The organism is Pseudolysinimonas sp. (assembly GCF_044239695.1).
Lineage (GTDB): Bacteria > Actinomycetota > Actinomycetes > Actinomycetales > Microbacteriaceae > Pseudolysinimonas_A.
Genome location: NZ_JBIIAW010000071.1, coordinates 1 through 15,965, shown reverse-complemented (window position 1 = coordinate 15,965; position 15,965 = coordinate 1). Strand labels below are relative to the sequence as shown.

The 15,965-nt window shown below is 70.4% G+C and carries 14 protein-coding genes and 3 tRNA genes; 10 read left to right on the top strand and 7 right to left on the bottom strand.

The features are described from left to right. Positions 1-599: EamA family transporter (locus ACILQS_RS11300; RefSeq protein ID WP_395640227.1), on the bottom strand; the 599-nt coding region annotated here is incomplete at its 3' end. A 124-nt stretch (positions 600-723) separates the two neighbouring features. On the opposite strand from ACILQS_RS11300, the gene ACILQS_RS11295 reads away from it, so the two are divergent. The 5 genes from ACILQS_RS11295 to ACILQS_RS11275 all read left to right on the top strand — a co-directional run bounded on the left by ACILQS_RS11295 (position 724) and on the right by ACILQS_RS11275 (position 8,338). Further along, positions 724-2,988, top strand: a complete 2,265-nt coding sequence (locus tag ACILQS_RS11295; protein ID WP_395640226.1) for a 5'-nucleotidase C-terminal domain-containing protein — start codon at positions 724-726, stop codon at positions 2,986-2,988. 106 nt (positions 2,989-3,094) lie between these two features. Then, the gene (gene recQ, locus ACILQS_RS11290; protein WP_395640225.1) at positions 3,095-4,933 is read left to right on the top strand and encodes a DNA helicase RecQ; all 1,839 of its coding nucleotides are present in this window, start codon (positions 3,095-3,097) and stop codon (positions 4,931-4,933) included. A gap of 17 nt (positions 4,934-4,950) precedes the next feature. Beyond that, positions 4,951-5,835, top strand: a complete 885-nt coding sequence (locus ACILQS_RS11285) for a neutral zinc metallopeptidase (RefSeq protein WP_395640224.1) — start codon at positions 4,951-4,953, stop codon at positions 5,833-5,835. Continuing rightward, on the top strand, positions 5,832-6,164 hold the full coding sequence (locus ACILQS_RS11280; protein WP_395640223.1) for a hypothetical protein: 333 nt from the start codon (positions 5,832-5,834) through the stop codon (positions 6,162-6,164). Before ACILQS_RS11285 ends, ACILQS_RS11280 begins: the two co-directional genes overlap by 4 nt. A 128-nt stretch (positions 6,165-6,292) precedes the next feature. Then, positions 6,293-8,338, top strand: a complete 2,046-nt coding sequence (locus ACILQS_RS11275; RefSeq protein ID WP_395640222.1) for an acyl-CoA dehydrogenase — start codon at positions 6,293-6,295, stop codon at positions 8,336-8,338. A gap of 65 nt (positions 8,339-8,403) precedes the next feature. Here ACILQS_RS11275 and ACILQS_RS11270 read toward each other — a convergent pair whose 3' ends face one another. Then, complete coding sequence (locus ACILQS_RS11270; protein ID WP_395640221.1) at positions 8,404-9,093, bottom strand: alpha/beta fold hydrolase; 690 nt, start codon at positions 9,091-9,093, stop codon at positions 8,404-8,406. A 48-nt stretch (positions 9,094-9,141) separates the two neighbouring features. Between ACILQS_RS11270 and ACILQS_RS11265 the strand changes: the two genes are divergently transcribed. Continuing rightward, on the top strand, positions 9,142-9,813 hold the full coding sequence (locus tag ACILQS_RS11265) for a hypothetical protein (RefSeq protein WP_395640220.1): 672 nt from the start codon (positions 9,142-9,144) through the stop codon (positions 9,811-9,813). Here the strand turns inward: ACILQS_RS11265 and ACILQS_RS11260 are convergent. From ACILQS_RS11260 to ACILQS_RS11245, 4 genes are all read right to left on the bottom strand, one after another. Then, on the bottom strand, positions 9,803-10,843 hold the full coding sequence (locus ACILQS_RS11260) for a glycosyltransferase family 4 protein (protein WP_395640219.1): 1,041 nt from the start codon (positions 10,841-10,843) through the stop codon (positions 9,803-9,805). The two genes, ACILQS_RS11265 and ACILQS_RS11260, sit on opposite strands and share 11 nt — an antisense overlap. A gap of 63 nt (positions 10,844-10,906) precedes the next feature. Next, positions 10,907-10,982: transfer RNA gene (locus ACILQS_RS11255), tRNA-Phe, on the bottom strand. Between the two features lie 70 nt (positions 10,983-11,052). Further along, positions 11,053-11,126 (bottom strand) — tRNA-Asp (locus ACILQS_RS11250). Positions 11,127-11,160: 34 nt separating this feature from the next. Further along, positions 11,161-11,236: transfer RNA gene (locus ACILQS_RS11245), tRNA-Glu, on the bottom strand. 235 nt (positions 11,237-11,471) lie between these two features. Between ACILQS_RS11245 and ACILQS_RS11240 the strand changes: the two genes are divergently transcribed. Genes ACILQS_RS11240 through ACILQS_RS11230 form a run of 3 tightly spaced genes read left to right on the top strand, consistent with a single transcriptional unit; the run spans position 11,472 to position 14,795 of the window. Further along, positions 11,472-12,716 carry a peptidoglycan DD-metalloendopeptidase family protein gene (locus ACILQS_RS11240; RefSeq protein WP_395640218.1) on the top strand — a complete coding sequence of 415 codons (1,245 nt, stop codon included), beginning with the start codon at positions 11,472-11,474 and terminating at the stop codon, positions 12,714-12,716. A 30-nt stretch (positions 12,717-12,746) separates the two neighbouring features. Next, complete coding sequence (locus ACILQS_RS11235; RefSeq protein WP_395640217.1) at positions 12,747-13,988, top strand: NlpC/P60 family protein; 1,242 nt, start codon at positions 12,747-12,749, stop codon at positions 13,986-13,988. A gap of 12 nt (positions 13,989-14,000) precedes the next feature. Then, positions 14,001-14,795: a hypothetical protein gene (locus ACILQS_RS11230; RefSeq protein WP_395640216.1), complete on the top strand. Its 795-nt coding sequence runs from the start codon at positions 14,001-14,003 to the stop codon at positions 14,793-14,795. 75 nt (positions 14,796-14,870) lie between these two features. On the opposite strand, the gene ACILQS_RS11225 is transcribed toward ACILQS_RS11230, so the two are convergent. Continuing rightward, complete coding sequence (locus ACILQS_RS11225; RefSeq protein WP_395640215.1) at positions 14,871-15,362, bottom strand: inorganic diphosphatase; 492 nt, start codon at positions 15,360-15,362, stop codon at positions 14,871-14,873. Between the two features lie 45 nt (positions 15,363-15,407). Between ACILQS_RS11225 and tilS the strand changes: the two genes are divergently transcribed. Continuing rightward, a partial coding sequence (tilS, locus tag ACILQS_RS11220) for a tRNA lysidine(34) synthetase TilS (protein ID WP_395640214.1) occupies positions 15,408-15,965 on the top strand: 558 nt, incomplete at its 3' end.

The following is a 15,965-nucleotide window of genomic DNA, read 5'->3' as shown; positions in this document are numbered from 1 at the left end:
CGCCGGGCGAGCACGACCAGCATGAGCAGCACGACGAGCAGGATCGACCCGCTCACCGCCCGGTTGGCGACGATCGGCAGCAGCCCGGAGTCGGCGGGGGCGCGGTCGACGAGGATGAAGAACGCGCCGATCAGCAGTCCCGAGAACGTCGCGTAGAGGATGCCGCGCAGCCGCGGCCGCACGGCGCCCTTCTCGGGCACGAACCCGACGAGCACGATCGCGAGCAGCACACCGGCGAGTGCGAGGTAGCCCCACCACGGCAGTCGCTCCCCGCTGATCAGTCCCCACGTCATCGGCACGAGGGCGGAGAGGACGGCGGTGAGCGGCGACAGGATGCTCATCGGCCCGATCGCGAGCGCCGCGTAGAGCAGGAAGATCGCGGCCGCGCCGGTGACGCCGGAGAGCCCGCCCCAGAGGAACGCCTCCCAGGACGCGCGCGCGGGCACGAGGAACGCGAACGGCAGCATGACGGCGAGCCCGACGAGGGCGGCGAAGGCGGTGACGACGACGGATGCCGTGCGCTTCGCGGCCAAGCCCCCGAAGAAGTCGGCGACGCCGTAGGTGAGGGCGCTCGCCAGTCCCACGACGATCGCCAGCATCCGTTCACCGTAGCGGGGTTGTCATCCGGCACCGGTCGACGTAGCGTCGGAGGTGGCCCCCGAACGGGGGTAACCCGACGCCCGATCCCACCCCGTCAGCCACAAGCATCCGGAGAACCGATCCATGTCGACATCCCCCCGTTCCGCGCGCGTCAGCGCCGCCCTCCTCGCGGCGGCGGCTCTCGTCGTCGCCCCGATCAGCGTCCTCCCGGCCGCGGCGGCCGACCCGGTTGTCGAAGGCGCCGTCGAGGTCGACCTGCTGACGATCAACGACTTCCACGGGCGGCTCGAGGCCGCGCCGCCCGTGGCGGGTGCCGCGACGCTGGGCGGGATGGTGGATTCCTACGAGGCCGCCAACCCGAACACGATCTTCGCGGCGGCGGGCGACCTCATCGGCGCCTCCACCTTCACCTCGTTCATCCAGGATGACCAGCCGACGATCGACGCGCTCAACGCGATCGGCCTCGACGTCTCGGCGTTCGGCAACCACGAGTTCGACCAGGGCCGCGGCGACATCGCGCGCATCGAGGACGAGGCCGACTGGCCGTACCTCGCCGCGAACCTCTACGACCGCGCGGCGGGCGTGCCGGCGTTCGAGGAGTACTCGGTCGTCGAGACCGGCGGGGTGTCGATCGGCTTCGTCGGTGCCGTCACGGAAGAGCTGCCGTCGCTGGTCAGCCCCGACGGCATCGCGACCCTCGAGGTGCGCCCGATCGTGCCGGAGGTGAACCGGGTGGCCGCGGCGCTCTCCGACGGCGACCCCGCGAACGGCGAAGCGGATGTCGTCATCCTGCTCGTGCACGAGGGCCCGGCCACGGCGGCCTACGAGAGCGCGACCGATCCGGGCTCGGCTTTCGGTGAGATCGTGCTCGGGGCCAGCGCCGACATCGACGCGATCGTCGGCGGTCACACGCACCTCCAGTTCGATCACGACGTGCCGATCCCGGGCACCGACCGCACCCGCCCGGTGCTCATGTCCGGCGAGTACGGGGTCGCCTACGGCCACACGACGATCAGCGTCGACCCCGACACCGGCGAACTGCTGTCGATCTCGGCGGAAGTCCTGCCGCTCGTGACCACCCCGGCGTTCACGCCCGACCCGGCGGTCGCGGCGATCGTCGCGGAGGCCGTCGCCGTCGCGAACCAGTTGGGCAGCGTCTCGCTCGGCGAGGTGTCGACCGACATCACACGCGGCGTGCAGTCGAACGGCACCTCGGAGAACCGGGGGGCCGAGTCGACGATCGGCAACCTCATCGCCGATGCGCAGCTCGCCGCGACGCAGGATCTCGGAACGCAACTCGCGATCATGAATCCGGGCGGCATCCGGGCCGATCTGGTCTACGCCGCGTCGGGTGCGAACGACCCGGCCGGCAACGTGACCTACCGCGAGGCGGCGCTCGTGCAGCCGTTCGCGAACACCCTCGTCACGTTCGAGCTGACCGGCGCCCAGTTGCGCCAGGTGCTCGAGGAGCAGTGGCAGCCCGCGGGGTCGAGCCGGCCGTTCCTGAAGCTCGGGATGTCGGCCGGCTTCGAGTACACCTACGACCCCGCGGCCGCCGCCGGGTCGCGCATCTCCACGATGACGCTCGACGGGGCCCCGGTCGCGGACGCCGCCGTCATCAAGGTGGTGGCGAACTCGTTCCTCGCGGCGGGCGGCGACAACTTCGTCACCCTCGCCCAGGGCGCGAACAAGGCGGATTCCGGCCGCATCGACCTCACCGCTTTCGTGGACTACCTCGGGGCGAACACCCCGGTGACGCCCGACCTGGCACAGCGCTCCGTCGGCGTCCAGGTGACCGCGCCGGCGTCGGCCGAGGGCTACCTGCCGGGCGAGGAGGTGACGGCGACGCTGTCGTCCCTGCTCTTCAGCCGCGGCGGGCCGACGGCGGGTGACGCCGCCGTGCTGCTCGGCGGCGAGACCCTCGGCAGCGCGCCGGTGGCGTTCGCGATCACCGACGCGTTCGACGAGCAGGGCTCGGCCACCGTGACCTTCGAGATCCCGGAGGGTGTCAGCGGACCGCAGTCGCTCACGATCACCGGTCCCGGCGGAACGGCGGTCGACGTCCCGATCACCGTCGCTGAGCCGGCCGTCGAGGCGGTCGGCACCTGGGCGCTCGCCTGGCCCGACAGATTCCTCGTGCGGCGCGGATCGTCGGTGGACGTCAACGTGTACGTGCGGGCGTCCGACGGCTCGGCTCCGGTCGGTACGGTCGAGCTGTACGACGGGCGCACGCTCGTCGGCACGGTCGAGGTGACCACGGCGGACGGGGGACGCATCGAGGTGCCGTCCGGTGCGCTGGGCCGCGGCATCCACGTGCTCAACCTGCGGTTCACCGGAACCGCCGCGTACGAGGATGCGCGCACGGCGACGCTCGTCCTCGTGTACTGAGTCGCGTGTACTGAGCCGCGTCGACTGAACCCACCCCACCTCCGAACGGCCGGCCCGCATCCCCAGGGCCGGCCGTTCGATCGGTGGCGCGACATAAGGTGGGCGCGTGACGACCTCCACCGCGCCCGCGCCCGAGGCCGCCGTCGACATCCTGCGCCGGGTGTTCGGCTACGCCGACTTCCGCGGCGAGCAGGCGGCGATCATCGACCGCGTCGTCTCCGGCGGCGATGCCCTCGTGCTCATGCCCACCGGCGGCGGCAAGTCGCTGTGCTACCAGATCCCCGCGCTCGTTCGGTCGGGCACCGGCGTCGTCGTCTCGCCGCTCATCGCCCTCATGCAGGACCAGGTGGATGCTCTCTCCGCCGTCGGCGTGCGTGCGGCGTTCCTCAACTCGACGCAGGACGCGGCCGAGCGGCACCGCGTCGAGACCGCGCTGCTCGACGGCGAGATCGACCTGCTCTACCTCGCGCCCGAGCGGCTCAAGCTGCAGCAGACCCTCGCCCTGCTCGACCGGGTGGATGTCGCCCTCTTCGCGATCGACGAAGCGCACTGCGTCTCGCAGTGGGGCCACGACTTCCGGCCCGACTATCTGCTGCTCTCGGTGCTGCACGAGCGCTGGCCTTCGGTGCCCCGCATCGCCCTCACCGCGACGGCGACCGAGGCCACGCGCCGGGAGATCGCCGAGCGCCTCGATCTGCGCGACGCCAAGTGGTTCGTGTCGTCGTTCGACCGGCCCAACATCCAGTACCGCATCGACCCGAAGAACCAGCCGTTCGGGCAACTGCTGTCGTTGCTGAAGAGCGAGCACCCCGGCGACGCGGGCATCGTCTACTGCCTCTCGCGGGCGAGCGTCGAGAAGACCGCCGACGCACTCGTCGCGGAGGGCATCCCGGCCCTGCCCTATCACGCGGGTCTCGACGCCGGAGTGCGGTCGCGCAACCAGTCGCGGTTCCTGCGCGAAGACGGCATCGTCATGGTCGCGACGATCGCGTTCGGCATGGGCATCGACAAGCCCGACGTGCGCTTCGTCGCGCACCTCGACCTGCCGAAGAGCGTCGAGGGCTACTACCAGGAGACCGGGCGCGCCGGACGTGACGGTCTGCCGTCGACCGCCTGGCTCGCCTATGGGCTGCAAGACGTCGTGCAGCAGCGCCGCATGATCGACGAGGGCGAGGGCGACCGCGCGCACAAGCAGCGCATGGGCCAGCACCTCGACGCGATGCTCGCGCTCTGCGAGACGGTGTCGTGCCGACGGGTGCAGCTGCTGGGCTACTTCGGGCAGCAGAGCGAGGCGTGCGGCAACTGCGACACCTGCCTCTCGCCGCCCGAGGCGTTCGACGGCACGATCCCGGCGCAGAAGCTGCTGTCGACCGTCGTGCGGCTGCAGCGTGAGCGCAACCAGCGTTTCGGGGCCGGTCAGCTGATCGACATCCTGCTCGGCAAGGAGACCGAGCGGGTGCGCTCGAACCGGCACGACGAATTGAAGACGTTCGGCATCGGCACCGAGCTCGGCGAGCAGGAGTGGCGCGGCGTCGTGCGGCAGTTGCTCGCGCAGGGACTGCTCACGGTGAGCGCCGACGGCTACGGCACCCTGGTGATCTCGCCGACCGCCGCCGACGTGCTCGACGGGTCGCGCCAGGTGATGCTGCGCCGGGAGCCGGAGCGCAAGGCGCGTGCCGCGAAGCGCACCGGGGGAGCGGAACTGCCGGATGCCGCCCGCGGCCTGTTCGAGAAGCTGCGCGAGTGGCGGGCGGGGGTCGCGCGTGAGCAGGGCGTTCCGGCCTACATCGTGTTCGGCGACGCCACGCTGCGTGGCATCGCGGTGACGAAGCCCGGGTCGCTCGAGGAGCTCGGCACGATCAGCGGCGTCGGCGAGAAGAAGCTCGACGCCTACGGGCCGGGCGTGCTCGAGGTGGTGGCCGCGGCCGAAGGCGAAGGCGCCTGAGCCGGTAGCGTTCATCCATGACCTTCAACGACGACGCCGACATCCGGGGCGGTCGCGTCTCGAAGCGCGGACGTAACGCCGCGATCGGCGCCGGCGGCGGTGGCCTGATCGTCATCGCACTGCTCGTCGTCTCTCAGCTCACCGGCGTCGACCTGACCGGGCTGGCCCCGATTCTTGGCGGCGGGTCCGGCACCGAGCAGGGCACCGACCAGACCGGCGACCTTGCTGCCTGCGAGACCGGCGAGGACGCGAACGAGAACGTCGAGTGCCGGATGGTCGGCGCGGCGACGTCGCTCGACCTCTACTGGGAGACCCAGGTCGACGGCTACGCACCCCCGGAGCTGGTGCTGTTCAGCGGTTCGGTGAGCACTGGCTGCGGCAACGCGACGAGCGCCGTCGGGCCGTTCTACTGCCCGCCCGACCAGAAGGTCTACATCGACACCACGTTCTTCGAGCAGCTGCGCACGCAGTTCGGCGCGAGCGGCGGCAACCTCGCGCAGATGTACATCGTCGCGCACGAGTGGGGTCACCACATCCAGAACATCGTCGGCACCATGGACGGCCTCGACCTCCAGGATGCGGGTCCGACGTCCGACGGCGTACGCCTCGAGCTGCAGGCGGACTGCTACGCCGGCGCCTGGGTTGCGGCGTCGAGCGACACCGAGGATACGAGCGGCATCGCGCTGCTCCAGGAGCCGACGGCGGCCGAGATCACCGACGCCCTCAACGCCGCGAACGTCGTCGGCGACGACTACATCCAGGAGAACCTCGGCGACGGCAACGTGAACCCCGAGACCTGGACGCACGGCTCGAGCGAGTCGCGGCAGAAGTGGTTCAACGCCGGCTTCACGGAGGGCGTCGGCTCGTGCGACACCTTCGCGGCCTCGGGCTCGGAGCTGTGACGGTCGGACGCGTCTGGCCGCGACCGTCGGCAATCGTTCGGCGCTGGGCCCTCGTCTCGGTCGTGCTGCTGTTCGTCGCGATCGGGCTCGCGGGACTGGGGATCGCCGTCAGCTCGGCGGCGAGCGCCGCGTTCGACCTCGCGCTCGAGCAGGATTCGGCGCAGCTCGAGGCCGCGTCACGAGACCTTGAGCGCGCGGGAGGAGCCTTCGACGTGCTGCTCACCGAGGCGCTGGTCGTCGGTGGGCTCGCGATCGTCGCCTCCGTCGTCGGTCTCGTCGTGGCGGTACGGGCCCGAAAGCGTGCGCGAGGCACGGGCGAACCCCTGTAGGACTGCTCCCAAGGGCGGCATCCCGAGTTGTCGAGTATCCACAACGCTTCGTGACCCCTCCCCGGGCGGTTTCGTAGCCCTCGACGACGATTCCCCACCCCCGGGGAACCCGGACGTACCGTGTCGTCATGACGGATCTCGTGGACCGCACCACCGACTCGGCGCCCGCCGACCTGAACATCGACGTCGCCGCTCTCGGCGAGACGCTGCTCGGCCGGTGGAAGGACGTGCGCCTCGCCTCGCGCGAGCTGATGAAGCGCGAGGAGTTCCACCGCATCCCGGGTCAGTCGATGGACGACCATCGGGTGCGCGTGCTCGGCCAACTGAAGCGCCTCGTCGAGGAGAAGAGCGTGCTGCGGGCCTTCCCGGCCCGGCTCGGCGGCTTCGACGACCACGGCGGCAACCTCGCCCAGTTCGAGGAGATCGCGATCGCCGACCCGTCGCTGCAGATCAAGTCGGGCGTGCAGTGGGGTCTGTTCGCTGCCGCCATCCTGCACCTCGGCACCGAGCACCACCACGACGCCTTCCTCCCCGGCGCGATGAGCCTCGCCGTGCCCGGCGCGTTCGCGATGACCGAGACCGGGCACGGCTCGGATGTCTCGAGCATCGGCACCACCGCGACCTACGATCCCGCCTCCGACGAGTTCGTGATCGAGACCCCGTTCCGCGCCGCCTGGAAGGACTACCTCGGCAACGCCGCCCTGCACGGGCAGGCCGCGGTCGTCTTCGCCCAGCTGATCGTCGCCGGGGTCAACCACGGCGTGCACGCGCTCTACGTGCCGATCCGCGACGGCGAGCAGTTCCTGCCCGGCGTGGGCGGCGACGACGACGGGCTCAAGGGCGGACTCAACGGCATCGACAACGGCCGCCTGCACTTCACCGGTGTGCGGGTGCCGCGCACCAACCTGCTCAACCGCTACGGCAACGTCGACGAGAACGGCGTGTACACCTCGAGCATCGCGAGCCCCGGTCGCCGCTTCTTCACGATGATCGGCACCCTCGTGCAGGGCCGCGTCTCCCTCGACGGCGCCGCGGTGGTCGCCTCGAAGCTGGCGCTGAAGATCGCGATCACCTACGGCTCCGAGCGTCGCCAGTTCGCCGACGGCAAAGACGGGGAGGAGATCGTGCTGCTGGACTACCAGCGCCACCAGCGCCGCCTGCTCAGCCGCCTCGCCACGACCTATGCGATGTCGTTCGCGCACGAGCGGCTGCTCGAGAAGTTCCACGCCGTCTTCAGCGGCGAGAAGGCGACGGATGACGACCGCCAGGAGCTCGAGACCCTCGCGGCGGCGCTGAAGTCGTTCTCGACATGGTCCGCGCTCGACATCCTCCAGGAGTCGCGCGAGGCGTGCGGCGGCGCCGGCTTCCTCGCCGAGAACCGCTTCACCCAGCTGCGCCAGGACCTCGACATCTACGTGACCTTCGAGGGCGACAACAACGTGCTGCTCCAGCTCGTCGCGAAGCGCCTGCTCGCCGACTACGCGAAGGGCTTCAAGAACGCGGATGCTGCGGCCATCGCGAATCTCGTCGCGACCCAGGTCGGCGAAGCGGCGGTGAACCGCTCGGGGCTGCGGGCGTTCGGGCAAAGCATCGTCGACTTCGGCTCCCGCGCCCGGTCGATCGGGTTCGTCCGGGGCGCCGATGCTCAGCGTCAGCTGCTCACCGACCGCGTGCACACGATGGTCGCCGAGATCGCCGGGCGCCTCAAGGGGGTCGGCCAGTTGTCGACGGCGGAGGCCGCGGCGCTGTTCAACGCCAACCAGAACGAGCTCATCGAGGCCGCCTACGCGCACGCCGAGCTGCTCGAATGGGAGGCCTTCTCCGACGCCCTCGACGGGATCGCGGATGAAGGTACGAAGAAGGTTCTCACCTGGCTGCGCGACCTCTTCGGGTTCACCCTGATCGAGAAGCACGCCGCCTGGTACCTCATCAACGGCCGGCTCTCGACCGCGCGCGCCACCGCGATCACCGACTACATCGACGACCGGCTGCTGCCGCGCCTGCGCGCGCACGCGCTCGACCTCGTCGACGCGTTCGGTTTCGCGCCCGAGCACCTGCGGGCGCCGATCGCGACCGGTGCCGAGAAGCAGCGCCAGGACGAGGCCCGCGCCTACTACGCCGACCTCCGCGCCAGCGGCAAGGCACCGGTCGAGGAGACCGCGCCCAAGCGGTGACGCTCGCGTCGCGGGTTGAGTAGCGCGCCGCGCAGCGGCACGCGTATCGAAACCAGACCCGATGGTTACCCGGGCAGTGCCCGCACGATCAGGGCGGCGAGTTCGGCGGGCTTGGTGAACATGGGCCAATGCCCCGTCGGCAGTTCGACGATCTCGGCGTGCTTCACGGCGGCGAGTTCCGCGACGTACGGGTGGCCGGCGGCCATCAGCTCGCGCAGCGTCGCCTCCGACATCTCGCTCGTGATGACGGTGACCGGCACGTCGTAACGACGCGGGTCGGAGAGAACCTGCTTCTCGGTCGCGACCTTCTCGGGGACGGGCAGCGCCCGCGCGGCGAACGCCGCCCAGATGGCGTCATCCATGTCGGCGACGGTCTCGTCGTCGAAGACCATCTTGTTCGGCAGCGGCACCATGCCGTCCTCCGCCTCGAACTCGTCGTTGATGACGCCGCCGTCGCGGAGGGGACCCGCGTCAACGTAGATCACCTTCGCGATGCGATCGGGACGGGCATCCACGACGCCGTGCGCGACGGCGCCCCCGCCAGAGTGCCCGACCAGCACGACGGGGCCGGCGACGGCATCCACCTCATCCACGACGAAGTCGATCTGGTCGCGCAGCCCCACCTCCGGGTCGGCGGGCACGAGTCCGGGGAGGGTAAGCGCCTTCGGTTCGTGGCCGGCGGCGCGGAGGGCGGGAACGATGTCGTCCCAGGCGGTCGCGTCGAGCCAGAAGCCGGGGATCAGGATGACATCCATGCCCCCACGGTAGAGACCGCCACCGTCACGGCGAGGCATACTCGCACCATGAGCCGGACTCCCTCCACCGTGCAGGCGGCAGCGAAGCCCGAGCACCGCTGGCCGGTCGCCCTCGCGATCAGCCTCGCGCTGGCCGTCTACCTGTTCCTGCCCGATCTCTTCCCCGGGCTCCCGTCCTGGGTGATCCCCGCCGTGGCACTCGCGGCCTACATCCCGCTCGTCGTGCTCAACCCGCGGCGGCTGGGCCGTGAGACGTCGTGGTCGCGCGGACTCGGCGTGGGCATCGCGATCGGGCTCGTGCTCGTCAACCAGGTCTACATCGTGCAGATCCTCGACCAGCTGCTGAACGGCCGCGGCGTCGGGGTCACCGTCGTGTACGTCGCCGCCGGCGTCTGGGCGACGAACGTCATCGCCTTTGCGATCGTGTTCTGGGAGATCGACCGCGGCGGGCCCTACGCGCGACGCTTCGAAGGCGTGCGCGACGACGCCCCGATGGACTTCCGCTTCCCGCAGGAGGACGGCTCGCCCGGACTCGACCCGCGCTGGCGCCCGGAGTTCTTCGACTACCTCTCCTTCTCGCTGAGCTCGATGATGGCGTTCAGCCCGACCGACGTCATGCCGCTCACCCGCCGGGCGAAGGCGCTCATGGGCTACGAGTCGCTCACCGGGTTCGTGCTGCTCGCGCTGGTGATCGCCCGGGCCGTCAACATCATCGAGTGATCGGCTCGACGTCCGCGCCGATGACGCGGCGGTAGACCGCGAGGTACTCCTCGACCATCCGGGCGACGCCGAACCGGCGCTCCGCCGTCGCCCGCACGACGCGGCGGTCGAGAGCGGCGGCATGGCCGACGGCGGTGATCGCCTCGTCGATCCCGGTGACCGAGAATCCCGTGACTCCGTCGTCGATCACCTCCGCCATCGACCCGCGGCGGTAGGCGATCACCGGGGTGCCGCAGGCCATCGCCTCGACGACCGAGAGCCCGAACGGCTCGTCGAAATGGATCGGATGCAACAGAGCGGAGACCGACCCCAGAGTCCGGTTCCGCTCGAGCCCGCCGATCGACCCCAGGTAGCGCACCCGGTCGCCGTCGACGTGCGGAGCCACCTGCTCGTCGAAGTACCGCTGGTCGTGGATGATGCCGGCGATGAGCAGCGGGCGGCCGACGGCGCGGGCGATCGCGATGGCATCCGCCGTGCCCTTGTCGGGGTGGATGCGGCCGAGGATCATCAGCGCATCGCCCGTCGCCGTGGTGGCGGTGAACTCATCCAGGTCGATGCCATGGTGCACCGTCGCGATGTAGTCGAGCGAGGGATGCCGGTCGGTCTCCGAGATGGCGACGAGGTGGGCGGTGCGCGGGTCCGCGAGTCCGGCGCGGTAGGCCGGCAGGATCCGCGGCCCCGAGAAGCCGTGCACGGTCGTGACGAGCGGGGCCCGCCACGCGCCGCCGAGGGCGAGCGGCAGCCAGTCGAGGTGACTGTGGATGAGGTCGAACTCGGCCGAACGCGACAGCGCGTGGGCGATGTGCAGCGCCTCCTGCACGCGTCCGTCGAGAGAGTCGTCTTCCGCGTAGCCGCGCGGCACCACAGCATCCAGCTCCGCCGTCGTGATCGAATCGCCCGTCGCGAACAGCGTCACCTCGTGGCCGGCGGCGACGAGACCTTCGGTGAGCAGCCCGGCGACACGCTCCCAGGGCCCGTAGTGCTCGGGCGGGGTGCGCCAGGCGACCGGCGCGAGCATCCCGATCTTCACGCGGCCCCCGCTTCGCTGAAATGACGAAACCCCCGTCGTTCTGTCGACCTACGGGGGCTTCCGTGGTGGCTCCGACCGGCGTCGATCCGGTGACCTTCCGATTTTCAGTCGGACGCTCTACCAACTGAGCTACAGAGCCTCAGAGTGCATCCCGTCGAATGCACTCCGATTGTGGAAGAAGCCTTCCCTCGCGGAAAGGCTTCACTCCGCGACCCTGACGGGACTTGAACCCGCGACCTCCGCCGTGACAGGGCGGCACGCTAACCAACTGCGCTACAGGGCCATGCGTATGAAATTGTGGGTGACGCTCCGGTGCTTGGTGACCCCAACGGGATTCGAACCCGTGCTGCCGCCGTGAAAGGGCGGTGTCCTAGGCCACTAAACGATGGGGCCGTGAGGTGCGAGACGACACAGCAACCGAGGGTCAAGCATACGGTCGGCGCGTCGGAAACACCAATCGCGGTCCGCGAACCCGGGATGCCGGACACCCCGCGGATGAGCCGGGCGCCTTCGTCCCCCTGAACTAGGTTCAAGTCGCCGTTGAGACTTGTTGTTAGTGTTGCCGAAGTTGCTCCTGTGACGGCGAGTGATTCGGCCGGCCAGGAAGATGCGGGGAATCATGGGACGAATGTCCGGCCGGGGGGCCACCGGCGTCGCGCCGTCGACGAACGTCGCGCGACGTCTCCGCGTGCTCGCCGCGGCCTTCATCCTGGCGCTCCTTCCCGCCCTGAGCGGGATCGCGCCCACGAACGCCGCCGTCGTCGCCGACTACCCGACCTGGGAAGAGGTCGTCGCCGCGAAGCGCAACGAGGCGCAGGCGAAGGCGCTCAGCGCGAGCCTGCAGAGTCAGCTGCAGGGGTTGCAGGACGAGGCGCAGCGCACCCAGGACGAGGCCGACGCGAAGGGCGCGCTCTACGCCGAGGCGCAGGACGCGTACGACAAGCAGAACATCGAGACCCAGTCGCTCGTCGCCCAGACCGAGCAGGCGCAGACCGACGCGGATGAGGCCTACGCCGTCGCCGCCCAGGTGATCGCCGAGATGAGCAAGTCGGGCCGCGGCGGCGACCTCACCCCGCAGCTGTTCACGACGCCGGGCTCGCCCGACGTGCTGCTCGACCGCCTCGAGATCAGCCGGGTGATCGGCGACCGTTACGCCGACCTCTACGAGAAGGCGATCGAGCTGCGCAACCGTGCGAACGCCCTCGCCGACCAGGCCGAGGTGGCGCAGGGCATCCTCGAGGAGCTGCGGATCAAGGCCGAGGCGGCCTTCCAGGTCGCGCAGGAGGCGGCGCTCGCGGCTGCGGCGAAGCTCGAGCAGACCCAGCGCGACATCGCCGAAGTGCGGCAGCGGATCGACTATCTCGCGGGCATCAGCGCCGAGACGACCGCCCAGTACAGCGCCGGGATCAAGGCGCAGTTTGGCGAGAACGCCGGCGGCCAGATCAGCGCGACCGGATGGGCCCGTCCGCTGAGCGGCGGGTACATCACCAGCAACTACGGATGGCGGATCGACCCGATCAACCACTCCCAGGCCTGGCACACCGGCACCGACCTCGCCGGCGTCGGCTGCGGTGCGACGATCTACGCCGCCCACGGCGGAACGGTCACCTATGCCGGCTGGTACGGCTCGTGGGGCTACTACGTCGCGATCGATCACGGCGACGGCACCGGGACGGGCTACGCCCACATCCAGCCGGGCGGCATCGGCGTCGGCATCGGCCAGGACGTCGACCCGGGTCAGCCGATCGCGAAGGTCGGCACGACCGGCTACTCCACCGGATGCCACCTGCACTTCATGGTGCGGGTCAACGGCAACCGGGACACCACCGACCCCGTGCAGTATCTGCGCGGTCAGGGAATCTCGCTCGGCTGACGCCGGGACGCCACACGAGGAGACGCATTCATGGGGGACCGCAAGCGCACGAAGCGCGCCGTCGCGGCGGGGGTGCCGGCGACCCTGCTGCTCGCCTTCGCGAATCCGATGCCGGCGATGGCGTTGCGCCAGCCCGACTACCCCAGCTGGGACGAGGTCGAGCAGGCCCGGTCGAACGAGGCCGCCGCCGCCGAGAAGATCGAAGAGATCGAGGGCATCCTCATCCGTCTCGAGGCCGAGGCCGCCGAACTCAACCAGGCCGCCCTCAAGCTCGGCGAGGACTACGCGCTCGCGCAGACCGCGCTCGAGGAAGCGACCTCGAAGCTCGACAAGTTGAAGACCCAGTCGGATGCCGCGCAGGACCGCGCCGACGAGTCGGAGCAGCGGGTGGCCGTGATCGTGGCGCAACTGGCCCGCAACGGCGGCGGTGACGTCACCCTCGGGCTGCTGCTCGGTTCCGCGGACGATGCCGACTCCCTGCTCGCCCGCCTCGGCACGGCGGACCGGCTCACGGCATCCTCGGCCGCGCTCCTGGAACGCGCCATCTACGACAAGAAGACGGCCCAGGCGCTCGCGAAAGACGCGAAGGCCGCCGAGACCCAGCGTCAGAAGCTCGCCGACTCCGCGCAGGAGAAGTTCGACGCCGCGGAGCAGGCCGCGGAGGCCGCGCAGGCGAAGGCCGACGACCAGCGGGCCGACATGGATCGGATGTACGCGCAGCTCGCGACCCTCAAAGGCACGAGCGCGGCCGTCGAGCGCGAGTATCAGGAGGGTCTCGCGGCGAACCCGCCCGGATCCCCGGCGCCTCCGGTCGTCACCCCTCCCACGACCCCGACGAACCCCACGACGCCGACGAACCCGACGCCTCCCGCTCCGGTGTCGAGCGCCGTCGAGAGCGCGATCGCCTACGCCACCGCCCAGCTCGGGGAGCCCTACGCGTTCGGTGGCATGGGCCCCGGCTCCTGGGACTGCTCGGGCCTCACCAAGGCGTCCTACGCATCCGTCGGCGTCTACATCGGCACCCACTCCTCGACCGACCAGTACAACTACATGGCCGCGCAGGGGCGGCTGGTGCCGCTCTCGCAGGCGCAGCGCGGCGATCTGCTGTTCTACGCGGACGGCGGGTCGGCCTCCAACCCGCGCAAGTGGCACGTGGCGATCTACCTCGGCGGCGGCAAGATGATCGAAGCGCCCAACCCTTCGGCGCCCGTGCGGATCGTGAACGTTCGGTCGAGCAGCCTGGTTCCCTACGTGGGCAGGCCCACGGGCTGACACAATCGGGGGATGCGCCGCAGGAAGCTTCCCTCCACCCGGTTCGCCGTCGTGACCGCCGCCGTCCTCACCGTGGTCGGCCTCGCCGGGTGCGCCACGGGCGGCCCGGCACCCTCGCCCACCGCGAGCGAGTCGGCGTCACCGTCGGCCACGGCGCCCGTCACCGTCGACCCGACGCAGCAGCCGACGACCGTCGACGCCCTGCCCGGGAGCGCCTTCCTGCGGGTCTCGGCGACCGCCGAGGTCGGCGACGAGGAGGTGCGACTGCAGCTCACGTTCGCGCGGGCGCAGACCGGCGTCGCCGCCCCGGACGACTTCGCCGCCGTGCAGGAGGAGTGCGCCAACGCGATCACCTCGCAGCTCGAGATCTACCCGCTGCTCGAGCCCACCGGCGTCATCAGCTCGCAGCTCGCGATGGTCGGCGACTGGCCTGAAGGGATGACGGTCGCCGTGGTGGCCGGCGGCATCATCGCCTCGTTCGGCGACGGGACCAACGTCGCCCCGACCGAGGACGCCGTCGGCATGTTCGGCTGCACGGTGCCGATCGTCACCGGACCCGGGTCCGCGGAGTTCGTCAGTCTCCTCCTCGGCGACCCCGCGGTGAGCGACCGCACCGACCTCGAGCAGCAGATCGCCCTCGGTTCGTTCGGGTTCGAGAGCGACTCCGGTTCCGCGGTCGAGGTGCGCTGGCGCGACTGCGTCATCCAGCTCTCGTCGGCCGCTCAGCGCATCGCAACGGCGTCCGGCTGGACCCAGCAGACGCAGGGGAACTTCGGCTGCCTGATCGGCGACGAGGGTACCGTCTAGTCCCTCCGCTCCGCGGGTTGAGTGCCGCGGAGCTGGGGCCCCGCCGCCGTTCAGGCGGTGGGGAGATCGAAACCCCTAGTGGTTCGGAACGTACGCCGCGTAGCTCGCGGCGACGATCCCGTCGGCTTCGGCCTTGTCGCCCCAGCCCTCGGTCTTGACCCACTTGCCGGGCTCGAGGTCCTTGTAGTGCTCGAAGAAGTGCTCGATCTCCTTGATCTTGTACTCCGGCACGTCGCCGATGTCCTGGATGTGGTCCCAGCGCGGGTCCTTCGCGGCGACCGCGATGATCTTCGCGTCGCCGCCCCCGTCATCCGTCATCTTGAAGACGCCGACGACGCGCACGTTCATGCCGATGCCGGGGAAGAGCGGGTATTCGCCGAGCACGAGCACATCGAGCGGGTCGCCGTCGTCGGCGAGGGTGTTCTCGAAGAACCCGTAATCGGTGGGGTAGGCCATCGGGGTGTACAGCACGCGGTCGAGCATGACGCGACCAGTGACGTGGTCGATCTCGTACTTGTTGCGGCTGCCCTTGGGGCATTCGATGACGATGGCGTAGCTGTCGGACATGACGCTCCTGAGTTCGGGGCCGAAAGGCGGGTCTAACGTTAGCCGATGGGTTCTTTCCGGCCGTCTCTCTCGCCTGCCGTCGCCGATGTGCGTCGGGCCGTGCGGTCGTCGATCCCGGGAGACGGGCTCGTGCTCGCCGCCCTGTCCGGCGGGCCGGATTCTCTCGCCCTCGCCGCAGCTCTCGCGTTCGAAGCGCCCGGCAGGGCGGGAGCGGTGATCGTCGACCATCAGCTGCAGACCGGATCGGATGCCGTGGCCGAGCGGGCGAGGCAGCAGGCCGAGACCCTGGGGCTCGCCCACGTCCGCGTGGTGCGGGTCACGGTCGGGGCGGACGGCGGCCCGGAGGCGGCGGCCCGCACCGCCCGGTACGACGCCCTGTCGTCGGTCGCGCGCGAACTCGGTGCCAGGGCGGTGCTGCTCGGGCACACGCTCGACGACCAGGCCGAGACGGTGCTGCTCGGGCTCGCCCGCGGGTCTGGGGGCAGCTCACTGCAAGGAATGGCGCGCGAGGCGGGGCTCTACCGGCGGCCGTTGCTCGGCATCCGTCGCGCGGTCACCATCCAGGCCTGTGTCGATGCCGGGCTGGTTCCTTGGAACGATCCG

What these genes read in the sequence shown, in the direction of transcription:
- ACILQS_RS11295 (WP_395640226.1), top strand. Translation starts at nt 724, where the DNA reads ATGTCGACATCCCCCCGTTCCGCGCGCGTCAGCGCCGCCCTCCTCGCG.
- ACILQS_RS11285 (WP_395640224.1), top strand. Translation starts at nt 4,951, where the DNA reads ATGACCTTCAACGACGACGCCGACATCCGGGGCGGTCGCGTCTCGAAG.
- ACILQS_RS11275 (WP_395640222.1), top strand. Translation starts at nt 6,293, where the DNA reads ATGACGGATCTCGTGGACCGCACCACCGACTCGGCGCCCGCCGACCTG.
- ACILQS_RS11270 (WP_395640221.1), bottom strand. Translation starts at nt 9,093, where the DNA reads ATGGATGTCATCCTGATCCCCGGCTTCTGGCTCGACGCGACCGCCTGG.
- ACILQS_RS11265 (WP_395640220.1), top strand. Translation starts at nt 9,142, where the DNA reads ATGAGCCGGACTCCCTCCACCGTGCAGGCGGCAGCGAAGCCCGAGCAC.
- ACILQS_RS11240 (WP_395640218.1), top strand. Translation starts at nt 11,472, where the DNA reads ATGTCCGGCCGGGGGGCCACCGGCGTCGCGCCGTCGACGAACGTCGCG.
- ACILQS_RS11235 (WP_395640217.1), top strand. Translation starts at nt 12,747, where the DNA reads ATGGGGGACCGCAAGCGCACGAAGCGCGCCGTCGCGGCGGGGGTGCCG.
- ACILQS_RS11230 (WP_395640216.1), top strand. Translation starts at nt 14,001, where the DNA reads ATGCGCCGCAGGAAGCTTCCCTCCACCCGGTTCGCCGTCGTGACCGCC.
- ACILQS_RS11225 (WP_395640215.1), bottom strand. Translation starts at nt 15,362, where the DNA reads ATGTCCGACAGCTACGCCATCGTCATCGAATGCCCCAAGGGCAGCCGC.